Below are 26,341 nucleotides of genomic sequence, written 5' to 3'. Positions count from 1 at the left end.
CACCACTTCAGCACTACTCGAACGCACCGATTTTGCACGTTGGCTGGCTGGAGGTGACCCGTAGCTTGCTATTGGTTTGCGAGCCCGCACCCGCGGCAGCTGGCGATCCGCGAAATGCAACAGTCGTAGTCTCAAATGCAAGCTTCTCGCTCGATCAGAGTCCCCGTCGAATAATTTGGCGGCCTCGCCGGTCATCCGGAAGGGCACAAAACTCGACACCTCGCTCCGACACTGACGTCACGTCACCTAGCAAACAGCGGTTGCTGGCGGCGCGACGGAAGCGCCTTCCTCAAAATGGCCAATTGCACCGCGATCCCCGTCACCTCTGCGAGGATTTCACCGAGGACCGCCCCATGGGCCCCCAACCAGAATGAAAGCGGCACTACTGAACCAATCGCGACTATCGCCGACATCAGCGTCGCCGTCGTGATCGAATTTGCACGTGCCGCGGCCACCAACGACAGCCCGAGCCCTCGCGAGAAGCAAATTGACATCATCAAGAACCCGGACAAGGCCGAGAGTGAAATGGGGATGTCTATCGCGCCGGCAAAGATGAAGTGACTCACAAAAGGCGCGAGCAGCGCGAAGAAGAAACCACATACGACGCCAAGCACCAAATTGAGCCAAATAGACGACCGGCTTCTAGAATTTCGTTGGGCGCGGTCCGCGGAACCTCCAATCCAACTTTGAAGACGCGACGGAATGCCCGTCAAAATGGCTAGGGCCATGCGCATTAGACGTTCAGTTGCGGCAAATAAAGGCACAGCTCCAGGAACAAATGCGCCAACCATTGAGATCGGGAGTGTCGTATACAGCACGCTGAGGCCCCTGCCACTTACGAGCACAAGCTGCTTTCGAATCACCTTGGGAACATTTCTGAAGTCTCTAGCTCGTGGAATCGAGAGCTTGCCAATTAGTAGCGCAGCTATTCCCAGCGTCACCAACGGAACGGCGAGCATAGTGAGCCCGTACGTCATCAGGGGAAGCCCGGCAAGAATCATTAGTGCAGACAAGACGTTGAAGACTACTCGCGGTGCCGATTCCGACAGGAGTACCTTTGCTGGGGATCCCTCGCCAATGAAGAACCAACTTGGCGTCAACGCCGTCAGTGCCATACCGACGGCCAGGACGGTTGCTACGAGCTTGTCGTCGATAGCTATAACGTATGCCGCCGCTCCGGCGATAGGCGCAACGACGACTGTCGCAACTAACTTTGAACTCAGTGAGATTCGATAAATCACGATCCTGCGTAGTCCGGAAGTGCTAGCGACACGCTGGGGGCCAACGACGCCCCAACCGAGCTCGGCGATCGCCGCACCCGCCGCGCCTATCGATTGCGCAATCGCAACAGAAGCCCACGAAGTTGCCCCGAATCGCGACGAAATTGCAGGGATTACCAGCAAAGGGGCTACCGCTCCCATCGCGGGAATAGCGAAGTACGTCAGCAACACGAAGAGTTGCCTTGAATACCTGTTCACGCGACCCATAAAGCTCTGGTCACGTTTTGCCACGCGACTTTCTCGGCCAACGCGTTCAAGACGCACCGATTTGGTCAACGGTTGACGCGATTGCACTATCGAAATTCACGCCCAACGAAGACATGAACGCGTCGTCGAAGCCGGACGCCCTTCGATCAGCTTCATGCTGCGATCTTGCCTCGAGAATAGCCCCGCATAGCTCATCGGGATCCGGGTTGACCGCGAACAATCTTGGATGCAAATGGGCTCGGGTACCCGCTACTTCATTTGTAACTGATCGACCGCCGCTGGCGACCGCGTCCAATGGCGGATGGGATGGGTGGGGACTAGCTTGCAATGACAGAAGGACATCCGCCGACGCTAGAACCTTGAAGTACTCACCCCAGCTCACCTTGCCTACCGATCGAAGCACAGCGCCGTCAGATAGTTCAATGTCGCGATGCGTTTCCCCAATCGATCTGAACGTGACGTGACAACCCGATTTCACTAGTTCTGGCGCTACAGATCGAAGGGCCGAGACGCCCAAGTTGAACATGTTTCGAGGCTTCGATGGCCTTCCATAAAATAGAATCCGTAGTGAGCCCGACATACTCTCTCGCTCGAGCGCCGCCTTCTCCAACAACTTATGATCCAACCGTGGAGCGAACGTACGTGCGGCATCTACCTGCAAAGACTCCCGCTCCTTGAGGAAAGCTCGGAGCGGCGTAGAATTCACCAGGGAGACGAAGCCAGCGTGATATGTGGCCGAAGCGAGCGCGGAATCCGTCGAAGCTGGTAGGAAGAGCGGCTCATAATCTTGAATGAGATAAATGACTCTGCGTCGGTCAATAAGCTGCAGTCTGGCGGCGACATCCAAGGCATGCGCAGTGGTCCAGTACGTCGCAATCCACACATCGCTCTCGGAGAAACCTGAATTCTTCATTTCGTGAATGGGCACGACCTCGATACGCGATATCGAGATGCCAAATTCGGCAGCCAGCTTGCCACATAGGTACTCAATATCAGATTTCGACGGCGGCGCATTCATCACGACAAGGCGCAGCTTGACGCCTCTCGACAATGCCACCGCGACCCCAACCTCGAGCGCTGTCTTTATACCCGCAAAAAGGCCATCGCGGCGCAATTCAGGGAGAAGCAAATTCACTGAAGGTTCGGCGACTGACAACAAACCAACGAGCGAGAGTGATTCAGCGTGGAGGCCTTGATACCTCAGTGCCTTCGGCATATGTTCGACGGTTCGCTGTGAGAGTTCAGCAGACCGCTGAAGATATCGTTTCCGATTCAATCCAGCCTGAACTTTTCCGAGAACCGTCATCGACGCCACACCTTGAACCCCAACTCCACCATGTCAAGAACGACAATTCCTATGAACTATCTGTACCCGCGGGCGACGCTGCACGATTCGGTTCTTCGATACTATCGCCTCCAGCAAAGACCGAAAGACTCAGGGTTGTAGGCGCAACCGAGTTCGGGTATTGGTCGCAAACCGTCGAATTGCAAAGGCCGACTTTACTCCCGACCAACTTGATCGCTCAACCAGCGCGGCGGCGAGGATCACCGTGGCGTCACGCAAAATGGACAAAGGTAGGTTCCCAGGTCGGTCAGTTCGAAGACGAAACAGAATCAAGAAGCGATTTCGCACTCCGAGCAGGTCAGGAATTTCTTTTCCCCTAGTCGCACCCCGCACAGAACGAACATGTCCAAAGCCTTCCATCGCCACCACGCGGGAAGTAATCCCGGCAAGTCCTGCCCGAATTCCAAGCTCTGCATCTTCCCGATACGCAAGAAAAAGATCATCGAAAAACCAACCTGTGCGTGAAACGATCTCATCGTAAGCGCACGGAGTGACGAGGAGACACGCTCCACTGACACCTGACCTTTCGACGATCCGCCCTTCGGTGATGTTCCACGCTTCACCCTGCCCAATGTCAAGATGCCGACCCGTCTTCGTCCACATCACACCCAAAGTGTCTGTAATTTTCTCCGAGCGAGGTATGGAGTCTGGGTCGATTCGTTCGAGAGTTGGCCCATACAGCGCGCAGCGCGCGTCTTCGCGAACGTAGCTAAGCAACCGGGTGATCGCCCCGCGCTTGATGGTCGTGTCCGGGTTGAGGACGAGGACGGATTTTGCTCCGGCGCTGAAGGCGTTGCGGAGCAACAAATTGTGTCCCGAGGCAAACCCGAGATTGTCGAACCTGTGAGTCAGGTGCACGCGATCAGTAAGGTCACTTTCTCTTACCAGGTTCTCAACGGTCTGACGCTGTTCTTCATTGCCCGAAACAAGCAATCTGAGTGTGGCGAACTCGGATCTAACTCCACCTAAGGCCCTAAAAGTTCCGACGATGTCTTCGCGTCCCGGCCTGAACAAGACCATGCTGATGTCAGTTGTCATTATTCAATTGACCCATCAAACCAACTACCTGCCTGGCTCGAATTTCCCATGAATTGGCGTCCACGAATTGGCTCCGAGCTAGATCCGTTGGTTCAGGACTGTCGACCCATTCACGCACTGCATCCGTGCCCACACCGATATCGAGGAGCAGTACGTTTTCGAGGTCTAGTCCGCTGGGCCAAAGTAGTCGAGGGCACATGACTCTGATTCCGAGGGCCTGGTATTGATATGCCTTCATGAGATCTTGACTCAACGTATAGTCACTCACCACATGCGGGATAAGGGCGACCGTGCGGGGCCCGAGATATTGCGATGCACCTTCAAGTTCTAACCAGTCTCGAAGTATCAATTCGGATGTCGTTTGCGTTCGGATTGATGAAATCACCGCCCCCATCTCCTTAGAAGAACCCGGAGATCCTATAACGATTTGATCGAAACGTCCCTCACGACTGATCTTCTCGAGAAGTTCGAAATCCGTCCGCCCGCTGAAAAAGTGCCCCAGGACGATAAGTCGCCGGGCAGAATCACCATGATGTTCGACTCTTGCCAAAGATTGATCAACCCCATTGGGAACGAGAAAGCGATCTTCAAGACGCAACTTAGCTTGCATGTATTTCGAGTTGCAGGTCATCAGGCCGGATCGTTCTTTAGCTTTGCGGGCTTCGCGGTAGGTCCTCGCACTCAAGGCGCGATGCGCAAGATTGATATCCGGCGCGAGCGACCAGTCGTCGTAGAAGTCCGACCACAAACGCGAAGCATTCGCGCGTGCTTGGAACACCGGCGAGAAGACTGCTGTGGGCGTATCACCCGCAGGCACTCTCGGATAGACGCTCCCTGCATTGACTGAGATGCCGGATGACTTGGCGCGGCCATGAAAGTAATAGCGCGAGCTTGCTGAAACCACTCCGAGTCTCACGAGCTGGTCAACCAGTTTAGCCGGTCGAGTTTGGGTTTTCGAGCCGGGTGGCAGCGCCCACGCGACGGCATTCATTACCGTGTCCAACGTAACTCCGGAGAACTGGGAGCCGTGGCCCTAGAGAGCAAACCCTCTTCAGCACGCGTCCAAGTAAAGTGTGTTTGAACCAAGCCCCCCCCAAGCAACTTCATCGAATTGATGATTGTTCGGGCCAAAAGCCCGAATTCATTCTGACACGTGTTGATGAACTCGGCGGTTACCATACCCCCAGTTGGAAACGTTCGCCCATCGCGATATGTTCGTGAATTGATGATCCGGGATCAGCGTGCTGATCTTAATGGCAGGTCTGAGTGCGTTGGCCACATTTGCACCATGATTTCGCCTACCTGAGTGTGGGAACAGGAATGTGAGAATCGATAGGCTCCACTAAGCAAAGATTAAATTGGATTGCGGTCTGATTGAATTAATGAATGCGTGTCGCAAGAAATGTCGCAAGGAATCAACCAGCAATCCCCTTGGAGGACTCGATATGCAATCGGCCGGCACGCAAACTCGGATCCTGTATTTCGGTGTTCGGGATTCGAGTTATCCGCGAAATGAACGAATTCGCAATTTTTTGGAGACCCAGACAAACTCATCGGTGACCATCGTCCGCGCTCCAGCTTCTGGAGGCCGCTCCAGACGATATTGGTCGCAGATCAAAGCCTCGATCACATGCTCACGCGACTTCGATGTTGTAATTCTCAGCGAATTCAGTCTCAACTACTTTCTGTTTTCGTGGATAGCTGCAAGACGCGCCAGGGCCGTGCACATCGTTGACTTCTTCGTCGGTTTGCATGAAACGGAAGTGGGCGACGCCGGAACCACCCAACCGCATTCTTTGCGGGCCAAAATTCTGAGTGCCATTGATCACGGCGCGATTTTGAGCGCCGACTACTGCTTCACGGACACGCCTGTCCGAGCCTCAAGGTTCTCGAAAATTGCCAAAGACCAACGCCCATTTCTAGCTTTGCCTGTCGGGGCTCCGGCCTGGGCTCGGGCCAGATCTTCAGAAACGAAGGCTGCCAGCGACAGCAACACCACTCAAATTCTCTATTATGGGAGCTTTCTTGCCCTCCACGGTCTACCCAACTTCGTCTCTGCGCTCGTACCCCTGAAGGACGCGCCGATCCATGTCACTCTTATCGGCGACGGCCCGCTCCGAGCAGATATTGAACGCCAGGGAGCCGAACTTGGTCTTAGCCACATATTGACATTCGTCGACCCTGTGTCGACTGCTACGCTCGCCGAGTACATGAGTTTCGCCGATGTCATCATCGGTATATTCGGATCCTCCGAAAAGGCGCGCGAGGTAGTGGCAAACAAGGTTTGGCAGGGCCTCTACATGGGCAAGACTGTCCTAACTCGCGACAGCCCGGCACTCACCGAGATCAAAGACGTGGTCGGCGGTGCGCTAGAACTGGTTCCGTCGGGCGACTCTGGCGCCATAACAAAAGCGATATTGGGCCTTCGTATGAACCGCCCGAACCGCAACCTCCGCAACCTTGATGACACCGGGACGGTTCTCGAAAATTACGTCCAAAACCAATTCCGTGACACGTTTTCGCGCCCGCCTCTGAGCGACGACATACAACTAATCACTCCGAGTTAGGAATAGAAGGCCCGATTCGCGGGCATCTATGACGCAGGACGGTCTGGCAGCGCCAACCGGGAATATTCAAAGCTCGCGTCAGCGATCTCCGTCGAGCCTCCGATGCGCTTCGCGCATGTATATCCAATACGCCACGAGGGCCTTTGGAAGCGCACGGATGCCGTGCAAGAGGCGATTCATCCTTAGGCTCAGCATGGATCGCGCGACGCTCTCTGGGTGCTCTCTCCGAAGTACATCAGACGGTGGGTTTAGCGCGTTGATACTGACGCGCAGCTTCCGGTTCCACGGAGCATTTCGAATCTGAAGCAACCATCCCAGGCTTCGCGAATCATCTGATATTCGCATCGCCCACAGGCGTCTCTCCGACGCATTGAGATCTTGCTTGATGCGAGCACCTAGTCCAATCTTCCGAAGGAATGGCGCGCTCGATTCCAGGCTACGCAGATTAGTGGCCAAGACGAGAATGGCGTCGATTTCGGCGATCGTAAAGTCGGAACGAACCTTTTCCTCAAGGTATTCCAGCTCCCGAGAATTACGATCTACTCGAGGATCCCTAAGCGCGTGCAATGATGCGATGAGCGCACTTCCGACCCTATTTGGCGCGCTGACACGTCGTCCAGCAATCTGAACCGATGTTCGCAAACGCCACAATTCATTAAATACTGCTAAATCTTCACCAAAACACCCAGGAAATTGAAAATGTACGTCGATGTCACAGGGCCAATTTTCGTGAATCAGATGCACGGCATGCATGGGAAGAATTCGGGCGACGTGGTCTGTGTCCCGTTCCGACCATCCCAGTGACTTCAAAGACGCAACCAACTGATCGCGATTCCTAGGGTCAACCAACACGTCTACATCTGACGAAGAACGTGCCGGCCTGAGGTCCATCTCATTAAGCGTTGGCCCTTTAACGAAGAGATACCTAACTCCAGTGCTTTCCGCAACATTCGCAACAAGCGCGTGCGCGAGGAGAACCGCCTCGCCCCGCCTCAGCACCGTCACACTTGTCACAGAAAAACCCCAGACACAAGTTATTCAAGCCACCACCCTGAAGTAGGCAGCAATCTTTCACTAGAATTCCATGTTAACGGCACAAGTAAGGTGACTCCATTGCTTTCTCACATCTCCCAGCCCGCAAAGGTCCTGTTGCGCAGTGACTCCGTGGCCTGGACGGACAGCGGTGACCGAATTGCTCTACTAAAGCTTCCAGCATCGGCAACAACATTTCCGGTCGTGCTTACAGAATCTGGGGCCGAAATCTGGCGACTACTTGATCGACAGATCTCAACTTACAAAATCACTGAGTTCATGGCACGTCGCTGTTGTCTCGACCCATCTGAGATTCGCAGCGACATTGAAGCGTACATTGCGCTTCTAATTCATTCTGGTTTCGTCGAATACGCTGCGGAGTCTGGTTCCGATCAAGGGCTCGCGCTCGAGGACTAGACGCGTGTAGTGCCGGCCGTCGGAAAGTGTCGATCGTCAGAATAAGAGGCTACTTGAACTACTACTGATGTGTACCAAGCATCATTTCGATACTCGGATGAGTGCTGTATCTACCGTGTTCACGTCGATATCACGACCCACCGACTTGCCTCTGCGCGATGCAACCATCTCGTTGATCGCTAGCCCCGCAATGAAAAAGAATATGACTTGCCATTGGGTTATAAATGAGGTGACGAGCAGAACTGGCACCTGTGCGGCCAGGGCCACTGTGGCGGGCCCAGCCCTCCTACGAAGTACGGCGACAATCGCGGCAACGGCGGGCATGAGTAGGAGCACCGTTACAAGCCAGCCAAAGTCGAGCGCGAGCCTCAGGGGAGCACTGTCGATAATGTCGACCCCGTTTGTTTCGTACCGCCCGTCTGCGTTCAGCTGAAGTCCATCAGCAGGGCCAATGACATTGGTGAATTGGATCGAGGACGCGACAGCGTTGTCGCGGTAGCTGCTCGAGGCCTGAACTTCACTTTGCCCACTGCCGTTATAGAGGAACGTAAACACGAAGTAGACAAGTGTAAGACCCGCGATCAGGAAGACAATAGACGTCAGTCGGCGCTTGCTCGAACGTTCTACGAAAACCATCAAAGCAAATGTGAAGACGACCGCGAGGATTGGTCCTCGGCTGAAGGAGACAAGTACGCCAGCACACAAAATTACCTGAAGAACTGCAGCTCGCTTGAAACTACGCACAAACGGTATCGCGGCTGCTAAGCAAGCGCCATATGCAATGGCATGCCCTAAAGTCGCTTCTGATCTCGTGAATCCGCCTCGTTCTTGCAACGCTGGCCCAATGCCACCTCCCGTGGCTTGCCAGTCGACGAACGCGTGCCACGAAAGTCCGAACTCAAGGATCCCCCATATTGCGACAATGATCATTAGAACCGCAAACACGTTGTGCTGGACTGGCTCAGAAAGACGGCCAATGACGTACCCAAGAAAGAGAGTGAACAAAACATTCGTTGAAAGAAAGCTTGCCTGTTGGAATATCGACTCGTAGAACATCACTAGTACGACACCCGTAACGACGCTCAGGTCGACAAATGACAGACTAAAGACCCGGCCGTGGCTGATGCGGCCGTGAATTCGGCGAAGCGTAAGGCCAATTACGACCGGCACTGCAAGGTAATAGGGCTGGATCTGCGTGCCTACGCTAGCGAGGACAGTCCAAGAGGGAATGAACACGGTCGCCACCAGCCAAAGCGCAATTCCGAATTGCGGTCGCCAAAATGATACAAAAGTGAACACCATTACGAGCAGTATTCCAACTGCCAACATCGGGGAACTCACTGCTGCCACGCTAGCAACTGCCGCGACGGCCACCGCAGCGAGGAAATAGACGACCCGCACAATTGAACGCGAGTCGGGGATTACCAGATGTGCCATGTAAGCAGATTACAGGCAGTAGGTTTCCAGTTGGTTTCTGGCTTGCCGGCGAAAAAAGCTTGGCAGCATCGTAAAGCAATACTCGCAGATTGGTGACAACCAACCGTCCTGCGGAGTGGCCAAATTGAGTTAACGCTGGTGACTCTGGATGACAACGCGGGAGGCAAGATCTAAGACCGTCCTACAGAGGCGTCCATCCTCTCGGCCCCGCCATCCACGGGAGAACTACCTATTGTGGAAGAGACGTCAGTCTTATTCGACGAATCCCCGTACCCATAACCGTAACCGTAGCCGTAGCGCCCATATCCATATGAATCAGGGCCCTTGGACGGCACCATCGTCAGTATTATGCCGGCAATATTGGAGCCCACGCTCTGAAGGGCCCCGATTGCTCCGGCAAGTTGCCCTCGGTGCACGCGACCAGCACCGACCACGACAAGTGCACCACCGGTGTGCTTGGCAAGAATAGCTCCATCGGTGACCGGTAGAAGCGGTGGGGCATCAAAAATTACGAGATCGAATTCGGCCTCCAGGGCTTCGATAAGTTTTATCATCGCCGCTGAACCCAACAACTCACTCGGGTTGGGCGGAATTCTTCCGGCCGACAGGACGAAAAGCTGGTGCGTGCCCCACGGCTGCAATACGTCGGAAAGTTCAGCTCGACCGACTAAGACGTCGGTCAAACCAACGCCTCCCTCGAGTCCCAGGTAGTCGGCCAATTTTGGCGCTCTGAGGTCCGCGTCCACGACCACGACTTTAGTCCCCGCAGATGCGGTCACGATCGCCAAGTTTGCTGCAGAGGTACTCTTGCCCTCACCAGGTATAGACGACGTAATGACATAGCTCTTTGGGCGAGCTGATGTAACGAGGAATTGCAGGTTCGTGCGGAGCGTACGAAAGGATTCCGATCGTGGACTGCGTGGGTCGTCCTGAACCACTAGCGGTCGTTCTCCTGCCTTCGGGTCAAAAGCAATACCACCGAGGATTGGAGCGCTCGTGACCTGTTCAACGTCATGTTCATTGCGAATTCGAGTATCGAGAATGAACCTAAGAACAGAAATGGCAAAGCCAAGTAACGCACCTACGAGTGCGCCAACCAAAAGATTCAGCCTTGTGTTCGGCGAATACGGCGAGTCTGGGACGAGCGCCTTCTGAAGGATGGTGATTTTGACCGGAGACACTCCGCTTGCGTCTGACGGTACTAGCGTGCTGACGGTTGCCTCAAAGCTTGAAGCAATAGCATTTGCGACGTCCGCCGCTCGTTGTGCAGACGTATCTGACACGCCAATATCAACAACGACCGTTCCTGCCGATGTTGACGCAGTCACATCTTTGGCGAGGGATTCCGCCGTTGTGTCGAGGCCCAATTTGTCGATGACTGGTTGGAGAACAGCGGGTGTAATGATCACATCAGCGTACGACTTAACCTGATTTTGAGTGAAGTTGCTGCCCTGAGTGAGGTCCGCGATCGTGCCCGCAGACTGAACGGAGATGAACACTTTGGCTGACGCCTGGTACTTCGCGGTGGCAAGAATCGAGTAGAGAGCTGCTATCGACACTCCAACTAACACCAATACGACTATCATCACCCAACCCTTACGAAGAACCCTTAGGTAATCTCTAAGCTCCAAGATTTCGCCTTTCCCTCGCGTGACCCGAATTGGTGACACCGCACGAAGTACATAATCTCACGCGCGCGTGCTACGCGATCGCAACTACGTTTCCGGCGGATTACGTTTCCCACGTGCCGGGTTTGAATGGGCAATCGGGACGGCCCGAAGTTCGGTAGATACTTCACAACTCTCGAACGCAGGTCTGGCGCCAAGGGGACGCGTGCGATTCGGGAGGTACGTCTACCTCTCGATGTTCACAAGTTTGCTCAGCGCATCGACGTAGGCAGAACAAACCTTTTCCCATGTGTAGACCTCCCGGGCGCGCCTAGCAAACGCCTTGGCCTGCGAATCCTGCGCCCCGGTGTCTGCCATAAGATCTAGAACTGCGCTCGAAATAGAACTCCCTTCAGGCGCACAGTAGCGGCCGAATTCACCTAGAACTTCGCGGTTGTAAACGGTGTCCCTCGCGACAATTGGTGTTTCGGTAGCCATGGCCTGAACAAGGGTCGGATTTGTCCCTCCAACGCTATGGCCGTGAAAATAGACGCCGGCATGTTGCCAAAGCGACAGCAGACGCTTGTCGTCGCTCACGTGGCCGAGCCACCAAATGTTGGCATTGTTTTCGGCCATTTGACTAACTCGTTGGTCCAATTCACCTCCGTAGCCTGAGGAACCAACGATCACGACAGGCCACTGCCGGGCGATCGTTTGGGCAGCATCCAAGAACTCCGGAATCGTGTTTTCGGGGACAAATCGTGCGACGACCAATACATAGCCACGATGCGTGAGACCAGTTTCGAGAGGAAGCGCATTTGGGCTATCCCCGCCGTACGGAATGAAATCGCCCTGTACGCGAAACTCAGATTCCCAGCGTTCCGCTATCGCGTGAGAGTCATAAACCATCCTGTCGCCGAACCGTGCCGTAAAACGAGCCCCGCCTCGGAAGATCGCCTTCGCCAGGCGACCCCATTTAGCGCGGTCCCACTCGATTCCGTCAACGTTCACTAGAGTCGGAATTCGCCGAATCTTCAGGAAGGGTAGAAAATAGCCGTTCGCTACATTCATCACCAACGCGGCATCCGGTTTGATTCGTGCGGCGTTCAGACATGCCGTGAGCCCGTAGGACAAAGTGCTTATCGACTTTGTCTGAATTCCCCGGGTTTCAATAGTTCGGATACGAGGGTCTTTCTCTGGATCGTCGACCTTGGTGGATCCTGATCGCCCGTACACGATTACATCCCAGCCCGCATCCGCCAAATAGGGGGCAAGCTTACGTACTGCCGTCTCGAATCCACCGTAATAGCTCGGATAGCCTCGCGTGCCGATGATTGCCACCGTCTTGTTGTTGATAGTGAACTCCTGGTTTCTGCTGGAAGTGGGTCGGCATTGTTTGCGCATCTCGCGTGAGCGCATGGTCGTTGTGCATCAATGAATTCCCCTGTTGAGCGGCACCTGGTTTGACGATCTCGGCTCGCTCTTACAAACGCAGGGAAGCCTCCCGGCTAGGCCTGTGAAACAGAAGCATAGCGAATCGCTTCACGGGTGTCAGCGACGGTTGAAATGTAGGCCAGGATCGACGGTCGAAAACTAGGCCACCCGAGGAACGATTGATTGGGTGATCACAGTGGAAGATTGGGCGTTGATTCGTCGCCTTCATAAGGGTGAGGGGCTGTCGCAGCGAGAGATCGCTAAACGGCTCGGGCTGGCCAGGGACACGGTCGCGAAAGCGATTAGTACTGATGGGCCACCGAAGTACGTCCGGCCGCCGAGGCCGTCGGAGGTGCGCGATCTCGAGCCGGCGATCAGGGAATTGCTGAAGGCGTATCCGCGGATGCCTGCGACGGTGATCGCGGAGCGGTTGGGTTGGCAGGGCTCGATCACCTGGTTTCGTCAGAATGTGGCCCGGCTCCGCCCGGAGTACGCACCCGCTGACCCGGCTGACCGGCTCAGCTACCGGCCGGGTGATCAGGCGCAATGTGATCTGTGGTTCCCGCCGGTGAAGATCCCGCTCGGTCACGGTCAAACAGGGTCACCGCCGGTACTTGTGATCGTGCCCTCGAATTCACGGTTCATCACCGCGATGATGCTGCCCACCCGCACGACACCCGATCTGCTCGCTGGGATGTGGGAGCTGCTGCAGGGTCAGCTCGGGGCCGTGCCGCATCGGCTGATTTGGGATAACGAGGCCGGGATCGGCCGGCGGAACTCGTTCGCCGAAGGTGTTGCCTCGTTCACCGGTACCCTCGCGACCCGGATCGTGCAGCTGAAACCGTTCGACCCGGAATCCAAGGGCATCGTTGAACGAGCGAACCAATACTTAGAAACCTCGTTCCTACCTGGCCGTACGTTCACCTCACCCGCCGATTTCAACGACCAGCTGGTCGTGTGGTTGCGGCGGGCCAATAACCGGCAGGTTCGCCGCCTCGCCGCGAAACCTTCCGAGCTGATCGGCGTGGACCGTGCTGCGATGGTGCCGCTGCCGCCGATCGCGCCGAACGTTGGCTTCAGCTCGAAGGTCAGGCTGCCGAGGGATTACTACGTCACCGTGCTCGGTAACGACTATTCCGTCGACCCTGCTGGTATCGGCCGGATGGTTGACGTGCGCGCGAACTTGCGTACCGTGACCGTCACCCTCGACGGGAAGTTGCTCGCGCAGCACGACCGGGTATGGGCCAGGGGTCAGTCGATCGCCGACCCAACCCATGTTGGCTCAGCCAAGACGTTACGGACTTTGTTTCAAACCCGAACTCCTGCGGTACCGGAACGGTATGACCGTGACCTCGCCGACTACGACCAGGCGTTCGGGGTCAGCTTCGACCCGGCCGGTGAGGTCGCCTGATGAGCAACGAGACCGTCAGCCAAATCGAGTACTACGCCCGAGCATTGAAAGCGCCACGCATTCGGGAGGCCGCGGCCCGGCTCGCCATACAAGCCCGTGACGCCTCCTGGACGCACGAGGAGTACCTCGCCGCGGTGCTCTCTCGTGAAGTATCTGCCCGCGAAGCGTCCGGCGCCGAGCTCCGGATTCGCGCTGCGGGGTTTCCGGGACGTAAATCGATCGAGGACTTCGCGTTCGATCACCAACCCGCTCTGAAGCGCGACACCATCGCGCACCTCGGCACCAACAGCTGGCTCGCCGACGCCCAGAACGTCGTCCTCCTCGGCCCGCCCGGTACCGGGAAAACGCACCTCGCGATCGGCCTGGGCATCAAAGCGTCACACGCCGGCTACCGGGTGCTGTTCGCCACTGCGACGGACTGGATCACAAGACTGCAAACCGCGCACACACTCGGGCGGCTCCCGCAAGAACTCGGCAAACTCCGCCGGTACGGACTGATCATCGTCGACGAGGTCGGCTACATCCCGTTCGACAAAGACGCCGCGAACCTGTTCTTCCAACTCGTGTCATCCCGCTACGAACACGCCTCTCTGATCCTCACCAGCAACCTGCCCTTCGCTGGCTGGGGCGACACCTTCGGCGACCACGTCGTCGCCGCGGCAATGATCGACCGGATCGTGCACCACGCCGAAGTCATCACCCTCAAAGGCGCCAGTTACCGGCTGAAAGACACCGGCATCAAAACCCTCCCATCCACCAGACCCGAGAACACGGCAGAATAACAACACACACGTGGCCGACTTTTACACCGTCGAAAATGGCCCACTCTTAGACCGTCGCTGACAACGGGAAGAATTCCTAGGGCTTGCCCGCTGGAGGAGAGAGCCAAGAGAAATCGAGTACTACCGGGGAGCCAACGCAAAGTCTCGCCTTCACACGAGTGGCTGATGCGGATAGGACCGTGCCCGCTTATAGCAAACGTTGACTATCGACTACCCGTGCCTGTTCTGATCGGAACGACATTGCTAATCTCAGTCTCAAATTCAGGACGACTAGCTCGCGTTGCGCTGAATTTCGTTTTTGAGTCCGCACCGTAGTACGAACCGCGATAATACCCATAGCTTCTGCCTAGAGCACCCTTTGTTGGCACGCGATTCAACACAATGCCAAGTGTCGTGCCGTTGGCCTTCGCGATATTGGTGACTGACTTGCGCAACTCGTCGACGTTCGTCTTTCCAGCCGAAACAACGATGATGGCGCCGTCAGCGCGAGCGGCAAGAATTGCCCCGTCTGTCACAGGCAAAAGAGGAGGCGCATCGACAAGTACCAGCGCATCCTTAGACAGCTCCCGAAGCAAGACCTTCATTCCCTGAGACCCAAGCAATTCACTGGGATTTGGGGGAATGGAGCCCGCTCCCAGGACAAGTAAGTTGCCGGTGTTGCCCCAGGGTTGGAGCACATCTTGAATTTCGGCTTTGCCGATCAAAAGGTCCGTGATGCCCACCCCTGCTATCAAGCCGAACGCAGTGATTACCGACGGCTTCCGCAAGTCACCATCTACAACGATCACCCTCTGGCCCGCCGCCGCGAGAGTGACGGCAAGGTTCGCAGTGACGGTTGACTTCCCATCGTTCGGCATCGGACTAGTTATGACAATGATTCTGGGGGGGTCATCGACATTCATGAACTGTAAATTCGTTCTGAGTTCTCTTAATGCTTCGGCTAGGGCGAAGCCTTCATGCCCATTCTTGTTGCCGTCAGGGGTATCTCCGATAGCGGCCAAAATTCGCTTGTCGTCACTCAGAGACTTGTCGCGGGGCAATGTACCGACAACCGAAAGATCGAATTCTTTCTCGATCGCATCGGCCGTTCGAATTCTGAGGTCAAGAAGATTTCGAACAAATGCGTATATCAGGCCTGCAATCAGTCCAATCAGCAGGCCTACACCTGTGCTGAGCTTGACATCTGGAAATATTGGGGCCGCCGGTACAACTGCCGATTCGACGGGAACGAGCCGAATCTCTCCGCCTTGGCCTACTGAGTCGGAATTCGTCGAGGTTTGACCTGTCTCGATCAGGGTGATCTGCTGGGAGATCCCGGTAATCCATGCGTCGGCGAGACTCTTGGCACCCTCAGCAGTGGCAGCCTTCGCACTAACCTTAAGAGTAGGAGTGTTGAGGACGTTCGTAACGGTAACGTTGCCGACCAATGCTTCAGGAGAGGTCTTTAGCCCCAAATTGGTGATTACAAGTTGAGCGACGGCGCGCGACTCGCCAAGCCCCACATACGTCACCGCCTTTGATTTCGCTAGCGAATCCCCTACAGAAGTTGATCCGATATCTCCTGAGGTAGATAGGGCGACAATTCCGCTTGAATTTGCCTGGTAGACCTTCGCCTGAGTGAACGTCCAACCCCACGCTACGAGACCACCGATTATTGTGATCACGAGAATTCCTACGATGTGGGTTCGAAGGACCCGGAAGTAATCTGTCAATTCCATACTCTGGCCCGAATTCTAAAAATTTCTACGATCCTCGCTGGGAAATGCGTCGGAGCATTCCGGAGAGTAAATACGCTCGCTCCACCCTGTGGCGGAACGAGCGTATTTCCAAATTCGCCTGTGAAAGCTAAACCTAGCTTCTAGTACCCCTTCGTAACACCGGCGCTTCCGATATTTTGGTTGTCAGACTCGACTTGAACACTAAAGTTGACGTGCCCGGACGTGCTCAGTGCCTTCCAAGTAACGGTTGGGAAGGTAATGGATGCGCCGTTGGAGATTGGTGCGTGCTCGTACTGCACGACCGAGACCGTCGACGAAGCACTGACAAGCACCCAGCCCGAAGGCACTGAATCATACGTAATCACGTACGCCGAATTGTCCCAGGCAAGCTTGATTGTGAGAATGCCCGAGTCCGGGAGGGTCGGGTCACCCGCGCTGTCATAAGACACCCCGCCGTTGGAGTACTTGACGGTACGAACGCCGTTACCCACTGAACCGGTGATCGTTCCAGTGACCGTTGCTGTGGGTGAAGTGACGCTCGCAGACGCCAGTGGCGTGCCCACAGCCAGTGCGATTACAGGCACTGCCCATGCGGCACCGGTAGCGACCTGGCGGCGAGTGAGGCCCGACTTCTTGGGCGCGATCTCGGCGGAATCGATGTCGATTTGTGAAGCGCTGTGGTTGTCCAAGGGAGGGACCTTCCTGTGATTGAGGCAACGGGTTCGAGTCGCGACTTTCACGGGAGGAGGAGGCACTCAACCGCAGTTTTCCCCACTCGATGCAACACTGCGCGAGACTCGTTTACGAAGCTACTGGGTACCCGGAGAAAGCGAAGCCCCCAGAACGAGGCGCAATTAGTGGGCCAAGTGCGAATAATAAGCAATTGGGCACGAGAATCAACCCCTTTCGGGGGGAGAATTGCTTCAGAGCGCGTCAGATCGTGAATCGCACAGCGACGCGGTCGGCGGAGATGTCTTCTTCGGCCGTCGCGAATGCGAGCTGCATGAGTCCGACGAAGGGGGCGAGCTGCGACGCGGCGGTGCGGTCGGGGTTGGTGAGGTGCGCTTCGAGCACACCGACGGCGTCTGCGCCCGAGAGGGCAAGCGAAAGCTCGATTCGTTCGCGGGTGACCTCGGGCTGGTCGCCGAGAAAGAGGAGCAGGGTACGAATGGCGGCGCGCTGCTGCTGGGTGAGTCGGTGCGCGAGGGCCAGGGGGTCGCGAAAGACGCCCACGAGTTCGGCGAGGGGCTCGACGAGGGCGCTGGCGGCGAGAGAGGCACGCAGACGCTCGGACAGCCCGGCGGCCTGGTCGATGTCGGCGGGGGTCAGGGCATCCTGGGCCTTGACGTGCCTGAAGAAGGGGAGCACGTCTCGGCGCAGGTGGGCGATGTTGTGGCCGAGAAACTCTTCGATGACCTCGCGGCGGTCGGCGAGCTCGCGGGCCTCGCGCGCTTCGGTGGCCTCGATACGGGCTCGTTTGAGGCCGGCGATGAGGTAGCCGGAGTATAGGGCTGCTCCCCCGCCGAGCGCGAGCACGGGGACACCGGTGACGGTGAGGGCGATGAGGGGCGACTGGATGCCCAGGGTCGGCGTGTTCAGCGAAGTGGTGGCTGCGACCACCGCGAGCGCCACCAGCGTGCAGACCACAAGGAACGGCGGCGTGCGATACGGGCCGCCGAGCATCAGCACGAGGCCGAGGCAGAGTGGTGCCCAGTCGTTTCGCACGAGGGTGTCAGAGCCCAGCTGGGCGAATGATTCGGCGACGGCCGCGAGCAGGATGCAGCTGAGCACGATGGCGTAGTCGCGGGAGGAGACCCGGCGGCGGTAGGGGTCGGCGGCCCAGATGAAGTAGACGTACCCGGCTATGAGCAGGGCGATTGCCGTGAGTTCGAGTGGGAGCGAGGAGATCTCTCGGCCATTGAGCAGGGCCATGGTGACGGCGGTGCCGACACTGATGATGGCGACGAAGCGAACGAAGATGCGAGCCGTGATGCCGCCGAGGGGGTCGATCTCCTGCGCGGTCTCGCTCACCGCAGGGCGCCTGATCCGGCGAAGGGAATCGACAGAAGCACGGCGGTGCCTGAGCCTGGGGTCGACCAGACGCGCACCGAACCGCCGATGGTCTCGATTCGCTGGCGGATCGAGACGGCGAGGCCGAGCCGCTGGTCATCGACCTGGGCTGGGTCGAAGCCCGTGCCCGCGTCGGTGACGACCACGTTGATCGTGTCGACCCCGGCCACGAAGGCGACCTCGGCAGAGTCGACGTGGGCGTGCTTGCTCACGTTGATCAGCGCCTGGTCGACGGCACGGGTGATCTCGATGAGGGTATCGGAATCGAGCCCCAGAAGAATGTCGGCGTCACCGCTGAGCGTCACGGCGAGCCCGCGCACTTTGGCCGACTGGATGATCGGGGCCATGCCCGAGCTGACCAGCGCATCGCCGCCCGCCCGCACCTTGAGCATCGCTTCGTCGACGAGCAGTGCAGGGTGCGCGAGGGCCGCGATGTCCCGCGCGAGAAAGGCGCGATGGGCTTCTTGGAGGCGACCCGGTGCGGTGAGAGTGAGCGCGTGCAGGTCGTTCAGCACGGTGTCGTGCAGGGCAGCGGATGCCCGGGAGGAGATTCGGCTGCGCTCGACCATGCGCTCCTCCGCCTCGCCGGCGGCCTTCATGGTCGACGAGCCGCGCTGGGCTTCGCGGCGACCGAGCCAGAGTGCGGCGAGGAGCAGCAGCAGAGCGACATACATACCGATGGCGGTGAAGTCGAAGGCGAACCGGAGGCCTGCGGTGGTGGCCGCGACGACTACTGCGACGGAGGCGAGCACGAAACCGACGGTGCAGCGCCCGATCGCACCGCCGAGCGTGCGGCCGGCAACGCCGACGACGGTGATGGCGATCTTCGGAAAAGTGAAGAGGAGACTATCTGACTTGTAGCCACCGACGAGTTCGCTGGCGATCTCGAAAGTATAGAGGAAGAGGCCGATGGCGGCCGCGAGCAGGAACAGCGCGATGAGAAGGGTGTTCGTGGCGCGCAGGCTCAGCCAGACGCCGACTGCGACCAGGCCGAGGCCTGCAATGGAGATGGCAATGTCAGCCTGGGGCAGCGCGAGCTTGAACGAAATGACGAGGACGAGCGTGGCTGCAAGAAGAATGCTGCTCACCCAGATGGAGGCCTTGCCGAGGGCGCGGCTGGTGGTGTACCCCTCGACGTCGATGGGCAGGACTAGAGACATTCCGGCACCTTTCGCGACTGCCCGCTCACACTACCCCCGAATGGGGCTCTGGCGCGTCGAACTTTCATAAATAGGGGCGCGGGGGGAGTGCGTGGCCGGGGTTGCGGTGAAATATCACGGAGCGGTGACGTTTGCTCTGCGTCGCCGACGTGAGTTTCGAGCTGGCGATCGTTGAGGCGACGCCGGCCAACGCGCTGCTGCAGGCGTCTGCGACGGCACGGATGCTCGTGGTGGGCAACCACAGCCTTCGGCCCCTCGAGCGGTTCTTCATCGGATCGGTGAGCCACGCGGTGATCGTAGGGTTGCGGTCGCCGGTGCTCGTGGTGCCCGCGGAATCGCTGGTCTGAGTTCTGCCGCTGAGAGAACGTCTGGATATCGCGGGAATTGCGTCGAATTCGGCCCTGAAAGGGGGGCGCTGGCCTGACCTGTGCGATGGAAGTATCCTCTAAGGTTTATGAAGAGACGTCAGCGGCATGGCAGCCCGAAGATCCTCAGCACGGCACGTTGTACAGGCGAACGATCGTACGCGAAATGTAACTGTAGGTAGAGCACTCTGACCAAGACACCGGACACCAGCGAAGGCGCGGGCGCGGCAACCAGAACCGCCGTCAACGCCGACTCTGTCGCGGCATCTGCAGCACACGCGGCCTCACTTGCAGCAGAGGCATCGGCGGCAGCTGCTGAGTCGGCAGCAGGGGCGGCCTCGATGGCATCTGCGGGCGCGCCATCTGCTGGTGAGGCACCTGTGCGCCAGCCCCTGGCAGACGAAACTCACCCGGCGCCCAGGGTTGAGGCTCACTCAGAGGCACCTGCCAATGCCCTGCATGCCAGCACCCCGCCTGCCAGCGCACGGCACAGCTCCACGCCCGACCCGGGCGGCACACCGAGCATGGGCCAGCGCGCGGCTGCCGCAGCCGACTCCCGCGCCGCGATCGTGGGGCGGGCGGGGCGTGCAGGGCTCGAGCGGGCTGTGTTCCAGTCGCAGCTCCCGTTCGCGGCAGTGGCCCTGCTGCTGGTGTGCTCGGAGTTCTTCTTTCAGCCAACCACGCTCACCAACCCGTTCTTCTTCGGGGGCGGCACTGCGATCTTCGTGATCACTGCCTTCGCGGCCGTTGTGCCGTGGGGCACGTACGACCGGCGCTGGGTGATGGTGCTGCCGATCGCCGACATGCTGGCGGTCGCGGTGCTGGCCCACGGCACAACCGATCTTGCCGCGTCGGCACTCTTCGCCTTTCCGGTGATCTGGCTCTCGACGTACTTCGGGGCAGCCGGAACCACGTACAGTGCCGCGGGTTCAGCCGCGCTCATCTGGGGCGGGGCCGTACTCGACGGTTCGACGGTGACGGCGGCGAACATCCCGGGCCTGCTGGTTCTGCCCACGACACTGGCGTTCATCGCGGCTGTCACCTTTCTGCGCAGCAAAGGTTCAGCCGCCCAGCTTGCGTTACTGCGCCAACAGGCGAGTCTGCTCGAAGGGGCGCACCGCCGGGCGAGGCGCCAGGAGCAGACACTGGATGCTGTACTCAACTCTGTCGAGTTCGGTGTCGTCGCGTTCGACCGTGAAGGCCGCGAGACGCTGGTCAACCGCGCGCACCAGCAGTTGATCAAGGAGTTCGGGCAGTCGACGAAGAGCCCCGAGCCGCCGCGCATGTACCAGGCTGACCGGGTGTCGCTGGTGCCCGAAGACCTGCGGCCGTACCGCCAGGCCGTGCTCGGCAACACGTACCAGGACTTCATCGTGTGGATCGGTGAACCCGGTGGTCACCGCAAGGCGCTCTCGATCTCTGCGCGCCAGGTGATCGGCAGTGACGGCCGCAACGACGGTGGGGTCATGGTGACGCGCGACGTGACCAGCGAGGTCAACGCCATCCAGGCCCGTGACGACCTGGTCGCTTCGGTGTCGCACGAGCTCCGCACCCCGCTGACCTCGATTCTCGGGTACCTCGACCTGGCGCTCGACGACGAGACGCTGAGCGCGACGACCTCCTCGAACCTCAAGGTCGCCTCGGCGAACGCCGACCGGCTGCTGGCACTGATCTCCGACCTGTTCGTGGCGGTCTCCGACTCAGACCACCTGCTGGTGATGTCGTTCGACGAGTGCGATGTGAACGAGATCGTGACGCAGTCGATCCAGGCGCAACAGCTGCTCGCCCAGCAGCGCGGGATCAGCCTCTCTGCCACTGCCTCGGGGCCTGCGCTGCTCATCGCCGACGGCTTTCGGCTGCGCCAGGTGGTCGACAACCTGCTCACCAACGCGATCAAGTACAACAAAGACAATGGGCTCGTTCGCATCGATGTGCAGTCTCGTCCGAGTGAGGTCACGATCACCGTCAGCGACACTGGGATCGGGCTCACCGAGATGGAACAGTCGCGACTCTTCGAGCGATACTTCCGGGCGGAGTCGGTTCGGCAGTCGAGCATCCACGGTTCTGGGCTCGGCATGAGCATCAGCCGCGACATCGTGCGGCGACACGGCGGAGATCTCACGGTCAGCAGCACAATCGGTGTCGGGTCGGAGTTCGTGGTGCGCTTGCCGCTGGAACAGTTAGAGTTAGCGTAAGTCAACGATCTGATTCACAGAGTTCTGTCAGGACTCTGCTGTCGTCGGCTCTCGCAGAAAAACGTCAACCGGGGGCGGAGATGATGAAGTGATACTCGACCTTCAGACGCTGCTCATCGTCAACGGCGTCGTCGTCGTTCTGTGTGGTTTCTCGTTCGTGGTGAACACGGCGATGCGGCGGAACGACGCTGCCGGCCGGTTGTGGAGCGTGTCGTTCATCGGCGGGATGCTCGCCGTGATCTGTTACGCGATCTGGGGCGGGGGCCTGCAGTCGAGCTGGATTCTCGTGATCGGCAACACCGCGTACACCCTCGTGGCGGGCATGATTTGGGCCGGATGTCGTGTGTACAACGGGCGCAAGCCCAGGCTGATTCTCGTGGGAGTCGGGGCGCTGATCGTGGCCGTGACCAGTGTCGTCACCGCAGACAGCCAGGGCGCGTGGCAGGGGGCGCTCGCGTTGTTCCCCGCGGTGGCGCTGTTCTCCGGGCTGGCGGCAGTGGAGTCGCTGCGCGGCCGACTGCTGCGCAACGTGAACGCGCGCATTCTCGCTGCTGCGCTGTGGGTGGTCGGGTTCTACTATGCGCTGCGCACGATTGCGTTTGCCATCGGTGGGTCAGGTGGGGAGTTCTTCACCACCTACCTCGGGCCGCAGCAGACGACACTGCTGCTGACCGCCTTCGTCATTCTGGGCACGATCTCGCTGTCGATTCTTCAGGTGGAACGCGCGGGCACGCAGGCGCTGGGCGATGTGACCGTGGGCGCACTGTCTGTCGTCGGACTGCTGTCTGCGGCGTCGTTCGCGCAGCAGTGGCAGGACTGGCTGGAACGCGCCTCCTTCCACGGCGACCGGCTCGAGATGGTCGCCGTCGACATCGACAGCCTGCCGGAAATGAACACGGCACTCGGGCGCAATTTCGGCGATGGGGCGATCAGGTCTGTGGCGCACATCGTGCGGGAGCACGCTCCGACGAGTTCGCTGATCGGGCACCCGGGCGCCGGGCGTTTTGTGATCGTGATGGTGGTGTCGAACGACCGGGAGGCGCAGAAGATCGCGTCTCGGGTGCGCGATGCGCTGGTCGACAAGCCGATCGACGAATCGCAGGGGCTGCGGGCCACGGCGAGTTTCGGCGTGGTCGACACCGATGTGTTCGGCTACGACATGTCGACGCTGCGCGACGCCCTCGACGAGGCGACGCTCAGCGCTCGCTCCTCGGGCGGCAACCACATCGTGGTCGGTCGCCTGCCCTCGATCGCTGCCTGAGCTAGCGCGCTGGAGCTTTGAGCGAGCATCCAGTGGATGCTCGCCGCGACGCCAGCGCCGACGAAGCTCCACGTGGGCCGTGCAACTGCGATGCTACGGCGCGCTGGAGCTATGGCAATCGCATCGCGATTGCGCGACGCCAGCGCCGACAAAGCTATGCTTTGTCGGTTTATAAATCACGGAGCGATAGCTACCGTTACCGTGTCAGCCGCCGTCTGCTTGGCGAAGTCGTTCGACGTGGGCGTGGTCTGCAGCAGCAGCTCGTAGGTGAAGCTCAGCACAACCTCGGTGGCGGCGGGGTCGACAGCGGGCAGCACGAACGTCTCGCTGTAGCTGTACGGCGCCTTGATGAAGTACCCGGGCGACACGGTGGCCTGGTCGGTGAGCGGAGCCGGGGCCGGCAGAGTGACGCCGTCTTTGCCGAGAACGGCAGGGTTCAGCGTGACCCGCGAGAGATAGATGTGCTGGCCGTCGTCGGTGCCGAGCGTGGCCGACATGTTGAAGCTGATCGGCTTGTTCGCACTGGCCGTCCACTTGTCCATCGACAGGGTCGAAAAGTAGTTGATGGTGACGGTGATGTCACCAGCCTTCAGGATGCGCTGGGTGCTGCCGGTCGCAAGGTCGTTCACGATCGGGGTGATCGTGGGTGCCACGGTTGCCTTCGTCGGCGTGGGGGTGGCCGACGCCGACGCATTGAGCTGCCAGGGAGCTGTTCCGCACGAGCTGAGGAGCGCGGAAGCGGACAGAGCCACCGCAACAGCGATGGCGGTGCGTCTCATTCGTGGCATCTGCCCAGAATACTGGGAAATCCGGAGCAAATCGTTGCCGACTCGTCTTGAGCAAATCCTGAGGTGAAGCTGAGGCGACCTTTGGGAGTTGGCGGGGGGAAGCTGCGGAGCGTGTAGCACACTGGAGACATCGGCCGATCATCCGGCCCACGAACGCCAAGCCAGACCACAGACTTTCATTTTCAAGACCACTGAACCTCAGAAGGGCCCCGGTCGTGTCAAACCCCTACATCACGGATCGCGCAGAGAACGAAGCGCTCGCCAACGAGTTCATCGAGTCGGTCGACTCTCTGCCCAGCTACCGACCCACGATCGGGTGCGTCATTCCGGCCTACAACGAGGAGGAGTCGATCGCACACGTGCTGAAGTCGCTGCTCGAGCAGACCCGCGTGCCCGACGTCATCCACGTGGTGGTCAACAACACGACCGACAAGACCGTGGCCGAGGCTGCGAAGTTCGCCGGCCCCCACATGATCGAGATCGACGGTATCGAGCAGTTCACCGAGGTCTACGTGCACGACATCGGTAAGAACCAAGACAAGAAGGTCGGCGCCCTGAACTACGGGTTCCAGCTCGTTGAGGGCTGCGACTTCTTTCTCGGGGTCGACGGCGACACGACCGCGTCGAACGACGCTGTCGAGCAGCTCGGAGCCGAGATCATGTCTGACTCGCGCATCGGCGGCATCTCAGCCATCTACTCGATCGACGACCGCGAGATGAAGGGCATCGGGGCGTTCCTCGTCACGGGCCAGCGCGCACAGTTCGCGGCCTTCAACATGCAGAACATGCTCCGCGGCCGCAACATGGCCGTGCTCGGTGGCCAATTCTCGATCTTCTCGATGCAGGCGCTTCGCCAGGCCATGGTCGAGAACCACCAGACGAGCCCCTGGGTGAAAGACAGCGAGGTGGAGGACTCGCTTCTGTCGCTGCAGATCAAGAGCGCCGGTTACCTCACGAAGATCAGCGCCCAGGCGCGGGCCGACGTCGGTGGCATGACCACGCTCCGCGGCCTCGACGCCCAGCAGGTGAAGTGGAACTTCGGCGCCATCGAGCTCATGTGGCCCGGCCAGCGCGGAGACACGAAGGGCCAGCCCTTCCACCCCAACCTGCGCCTGCGCTGGTTCGAGAACTTCTCGATGCTCACCAACATCGTCACTCGACTCATGTTCGTGACCCTGCTGTTCTTCTCGCTGTCGATCAACGCCTTCGTGTTCAGCCCGTTCTGGCTCATCCCGCCGGTTGCGGCCATTCTGCTGAACCTCCGCACGGCGCTGTCGATGAAGAATCGCAACGGCCGGGACATCTTCTTCGCCGCGGCGCTCTTCCCCGCGGAGATCTACATGTGGGTGCGAATGGGGCACTTCGTTCGGGCGTGGACCAAGTTCCTCAGCCGCAAGCAGGTCGACAACTGGGCCGCCCAGGCCAAGGCCGAGAAGGGCCGAGGCAACTCGTACCTGGTGCCGCTGCTGGCCTTCGCGATCACCGTCGCCGTGTTCATCGTGCTGTGGTTCCAGCTGCCGATCGTCGCCCAGTCAACCCTCCTCTGGATCGGTTGGCCCATCCTCGGAATCATCACTATCCTTCAAACAGTCGGCATGGTCGGCAAACTGCTTCGCCGCCACCGCGGATACAAGGTCTGACGCTGCGTGCGGCTTTCAGCCGCACGGGCGCAGACGGACGACCTGCACGCGCACCAGCCGGGTACACACCAGGCATAGACGCAGGCCCCACAACTAACGAGATTTCAGAGGAAACCGGTTTGACCCAGAGCTCCATGATCGACCGCCCGGTGTTGAATGCGCTCCTCGACCAGTTCGGGACCGCAGACGGCACCGGTTCTGGTCGTCGTGCGCAGTTCGTCAACGACTTCATCAACATGTGGGAGACACGCTCCTACCGGTTGATGCGGGCGCTGGGCAAGGGCGACTTCGACGATGCCGATGTGGTGCTGCTGAGCATCCGGAGCAGTGGAACCATGCTGGGGGCGTCGACACTCGAGGCCATTGCGGGCATGGTTCACGCCGCGGTGAAGCGGCACGACCTGCCGGGCAGCATGGCGCATCTGGCGCGGCTGCACGAGGTGGGCGATGCGACGTGCCGTGAGCTGTCGCTGGTGATCGAGGGCGAGTAACCCTCCCTTAGCCACAACGGGTGCGCTGGAGCTGTGAGCGAGCATCCGGTGGATGCTCGCCGCGACGCTCCCCACCGACACGGCCCGCCGAAGCTG

22 protein-coding genes are annotated in these 26,341 nt (G+C 59.0%); 9 read left to right on the top strand and 13 right to left on the bottom strand.

Annotated features, from left to right (window positions below):
• Positions 1–242: 242 nt before the first annotated feature.
• From KPL76_RS05860 to KPL76_RS05845, 4 genes are all read right to left on the bottom strand, one after another.
• Positions 243–1,511, bottom strand: coding sequence for a hypothetical protein (locus tag KPL76_RS05860; RefSeq protein WP_216335529.1), 1,269 nt, complete (start codon positions 1,509–1,511; stop codon positions 243–245).
• A 22-nt stretch (positions 1,512–1,533) separates the two neighbouring features.
• Positions 1,534–2,793 carry a hypothetical protein gene (locus KPL76_RS05855; RefSeq protein ID WP_216335528.1) on the bottom strand — a complete coding sequence of 420 codons (1,260 nt, stop codon included), beginning with the start codon at positions 2,791–2,793 and terminating at the stop codon, positions 1,534–1,536.
• A 129-nt stretch (positions 2,794–2,922) separates the two neighbouring features.
• Positions 2,923–3,870 (bottom strand): hypothetical protein, encoded by a 948-nt coding sequence (locus tag KPL76_RS05850; RefSeq protein WP_216335527.1) that lies wholly within the window; start codon positions 3,868–3,870, stop codon positions 2,923–2,925.
• A complete protein-coding gene (locus KPL76_RS05845) occupies positions 3,860–4,861 on the bottom strand; it encodes a hypothetical protein (RefSeq protein WP_216335526.1) in 1,002 nt (333 codons plus the stop codon). Before KPL76_RS05845 ends, KPL76_RS05850 begins: the two co-directional genes overlap by 11 nt.
• Positions 4,862–5,315: 454 nt before the next feature.
• Here KPL76_RS05845 and KPL76_RS05840 point away from each other — a divergent pair, with 454 nt between their 5' ends.
• Positions 5,316–6,437: a glycosyltransferase gene (locus KPL76_RS05840; protein WP_216335525.1), complete on the top strand. Its 1,122-nt coding sequence runs from the start codon at positions 5,316–5,318 to the stop codon at positions 6,435–6,437.
• A 78-nt stretch (positions 6,438–6,515) separates the two neighbouring features.
• On the opposite strand, the gene KPL76_RS14945 is transcribed toward KPL76_RS05840, so the two are convergent.
• Complete coding sequence (locus KPL76_RS14945) at positions 6,516–7,436, bottom strand: nucleotidyltransferase family protein (protein ID WP_371733947.1); 921 nt, start codon at positions 7,434–7,436, stop codon at positions 6,516–6,518.
• Here KPL76_RS14945 and KPL76_RS14940 point away from each other — a divergent pair.
• Positions 7,401–7,886 (top strand): PqqD family protein, encoded by a 486-nt coding sequence (locus KPL76_RS14940; RefSeq protein ID WP_371733944.1) that lies wholly within the window; start codon positions 7,401–7,403, stop codon positions 7,884–7,886. The two genes, KPL76_RS14945 and KPL76_RS14940, sit on opposite strands and share 36 nt — an antisense overlap.
• Before the next feature lie 81 nt (positions 7,887–7,967).
• On the opposite strand, the gene KPL76_RS05825 is transcribed toward KPL76_RS14940, so the two are convergent.
• The 3 genes from KPL76_RS05825 to KPL76_RS05815 all read right to left on the bottom strand — a co-directional run bounded on the left by KPL76_RS05825 (position 7,968) and on the right by KPL76_RS05815 (position 12,271).
• Positions 7,968–9,323, bottom strand: a complete 1,356-nt coding sequence (locus KPL76_RS05825) for a hypothetical protein (RefSeq protein ID WP_216335522.1) — start codon at positions 9,321–9,323, stop codon at positions 7,968–7,970.
• A 170-nt stretch (positions 9,324–9,493) separates the two neighbouring features.
• Positions 9,494–10,993 (bottom strand): polysaccharide biosynthesis tyrosine autokinase, encoded by a 1,500-nt coding sequence (locus KPL76_RS05820; protein WP_256438726.1) that lies wholly within the window; start codon positions 10,991–10,993, stop codon positions 9,494–9,496.
• A gap of 183 nt (positions 10,994–11,176) precedes the next feature.
• Positions 11,177–12,271, bottom strand: coding sequence for a glycosyltransferase (locus KPL76_RS05815; RefSeq protein ID WP_253202198.1), 1,095 nt, complete (start codon positions 12,269–12,271; stop codon positions 11,177–11,179).
• Between the two features lie 280 nt (positions 12,272–12,551).
• On the opposite strand from KPL76_RS05815, the gene istA reads away from it, so the two are divergent.
• Together istA and istB are read left to right on the top strand one after the other, a co-directional pair.
• Positions 12,552–13,775, top strand: a complete 1,224-nt coding sequence (gene istA / locus KPL76_RS05810) for an IS21 family transposase (protein ID WP_216333196.1) — start codon at positions 12,552–12,554, stop codon at positions 13,773–13,775.
• Positions 13,775–14,557 (top strand): IS21-like element helper ATPase IstB, encoded by a 783-nt coding sequence (gene istB, locus KPL76_RS05805; protein ID WP_216333198.1) that lies wholly within the window; start codon positions 13,775–13,777, stop codon positions 14,555–14,557. Before istA ends, istB begins: the two co-directional genes overlap by 1 nt.
• A gap of 203 nt (positions 14,558–14,760) precedes the next feature.
• On the opposite strand, the gene KPL76_RS05800 is transcribed toward istB, so the two are convergent.
• From KPL76_RS05800 to KPL76_RS05785, 4 genes are all read right to left on the bottom strand, one after another.
• Complete coding sequence (locus KPL76_RS05800) at positions 14,761–16,221, bottom strand: polysaccharide biosynthesis tyrosine autokinase (protein WP_216335519.1); 1,461 nt, start codon at positions 16,219–16,221, stop codon at positions 14,761–14,763.
• Between the two features lie 194 nt (positions 16,222–16,415).
• Entirely contained in the window at positions 16,416–16,964 is a 549-nt protein-coding gene (locus KPL76_RS05795) for a hypothetical protein (protein WP_216335518.1), read from the bottom strand.
• A 244-nt stretch (positions 16,965–17,208) separates the two neighbouring features.
• Entirely contained in the window at positions 17,209–18,306 is a 1,098-nt protein-coding gene (locus KPL76_RS05790) for a hypothetical protein (protein WP_216335517.1), read from the bottom strand.
• Positions 18,303–19,505: a sensor histidine kinase gene (locus KPL76_RS05785; protein ID WP_216335516.1), complete on the bottom strand. Its 1,203-nt coding sequence runs from the start codon at positions 19,503–19,505 to the stop codon at positions 18,303–18,305. The genes KPL76_RS05790 and KPL76_RS05785 overlap by 4 nt, the downstream gene beginning before the upstream one ends.
• A 149-nt stretch (positions 19,506–19,654) precedes the next feature.
• Between KPL76_RS05785 and KPL76_RS05780 the strand changes: the two genes are divergently transcribed.
• From KPL76_RS05780 to KPL76_RS05770, 3 genes are all read left to right on the top strand, one after another.
• Entirely contained in the window at positions 19,655–19,852 is a 198-nt protein-coding gene (locus KPL76_RS05780; protein WP_216335515.1) for a universal stress protein, read from the top strand.
• Between the two features lie 359 nt (positions 19,853–20,211).
• Complete coding sequence (locus tag KPL76_RS05775; RefSeq protein WP_216335514.1) at positions 20,212–22,065, top strand: cell wall metabolism sensor histidine kinase WalK; 1,854 nt, start codon at positions 20,212–20,214, stop codon at positions 22,063–22,065.
• An 88-nt stretch (positions 22,066–22,153) separates the two neighbouring features.
• Entirely contained in the window at positions 22,154–23,326 is a 1,173-nt protein-coding gene (locus KPL76_RS05770; RefSeq protein WP_216335513.1) for a GGDEF domain-containing protein, read from the top strand.
• Between the two features lie 176 nt (positions 23,327–23,502).
• Here KPL76_RS05770 and KPL76_RS05765 read toward each other — a convergent pair whose 3' ends face one another.
• A complete protein-coding gene (locus KPL76_RS05765) occupies positions 23,503–24,114 on the bottom strand; it encodes a hypothetical protein (protein WP_216335512.1) in 612 nt (203 codons plus the stop codon).
• 272 nt (positions 24,115–24,386) lie between these two features.
• Here KPL76_RS05765 and KPL76_RS05760 point away from each other — a divergent pair, with 272 nt between their 5' ends.
• Positions 24,387–25,754 (top strand): glycosyltransferase family 2 protein, encoded by a 1,368-nt coding sequence (locus KPL76_RS05760; RefSeq protein WP_371733946.1) that lies wholly within the window; start codon positions 24,387–24,389, stop codon positions 25,752–25,754.
• A 119-nt stretch (positions 25,755–25,873) separates the two neighbouring features.
• Entirely contained in the window at positions 25,874–26,245 is a 372-nt protein-coding gene (locus tag KPL76_RS05755) for a hypothetical protein (RefSeq protein ID WP_216335510.1), read from the top strand.
• The last annotated feature ends 96 nt before the right edge of the window (positions 26,246–26,341 follow it).

Origin of the sequence: Subtercola sp. PAMC28395, assembly GCF_018889995.1 — a bacterium.
Taxonomy (GTDB): domain Bacteria; phylum Actinomycetota; class Actinomycetes; order Actinomycetales; family Microbacteriaceae; genus Subtercola.
The sequence above is the reverse complement of the archived record's forward strand: the minus strand, read 5'-3'. Positions and strand labels throughout refer to the sequence as shown.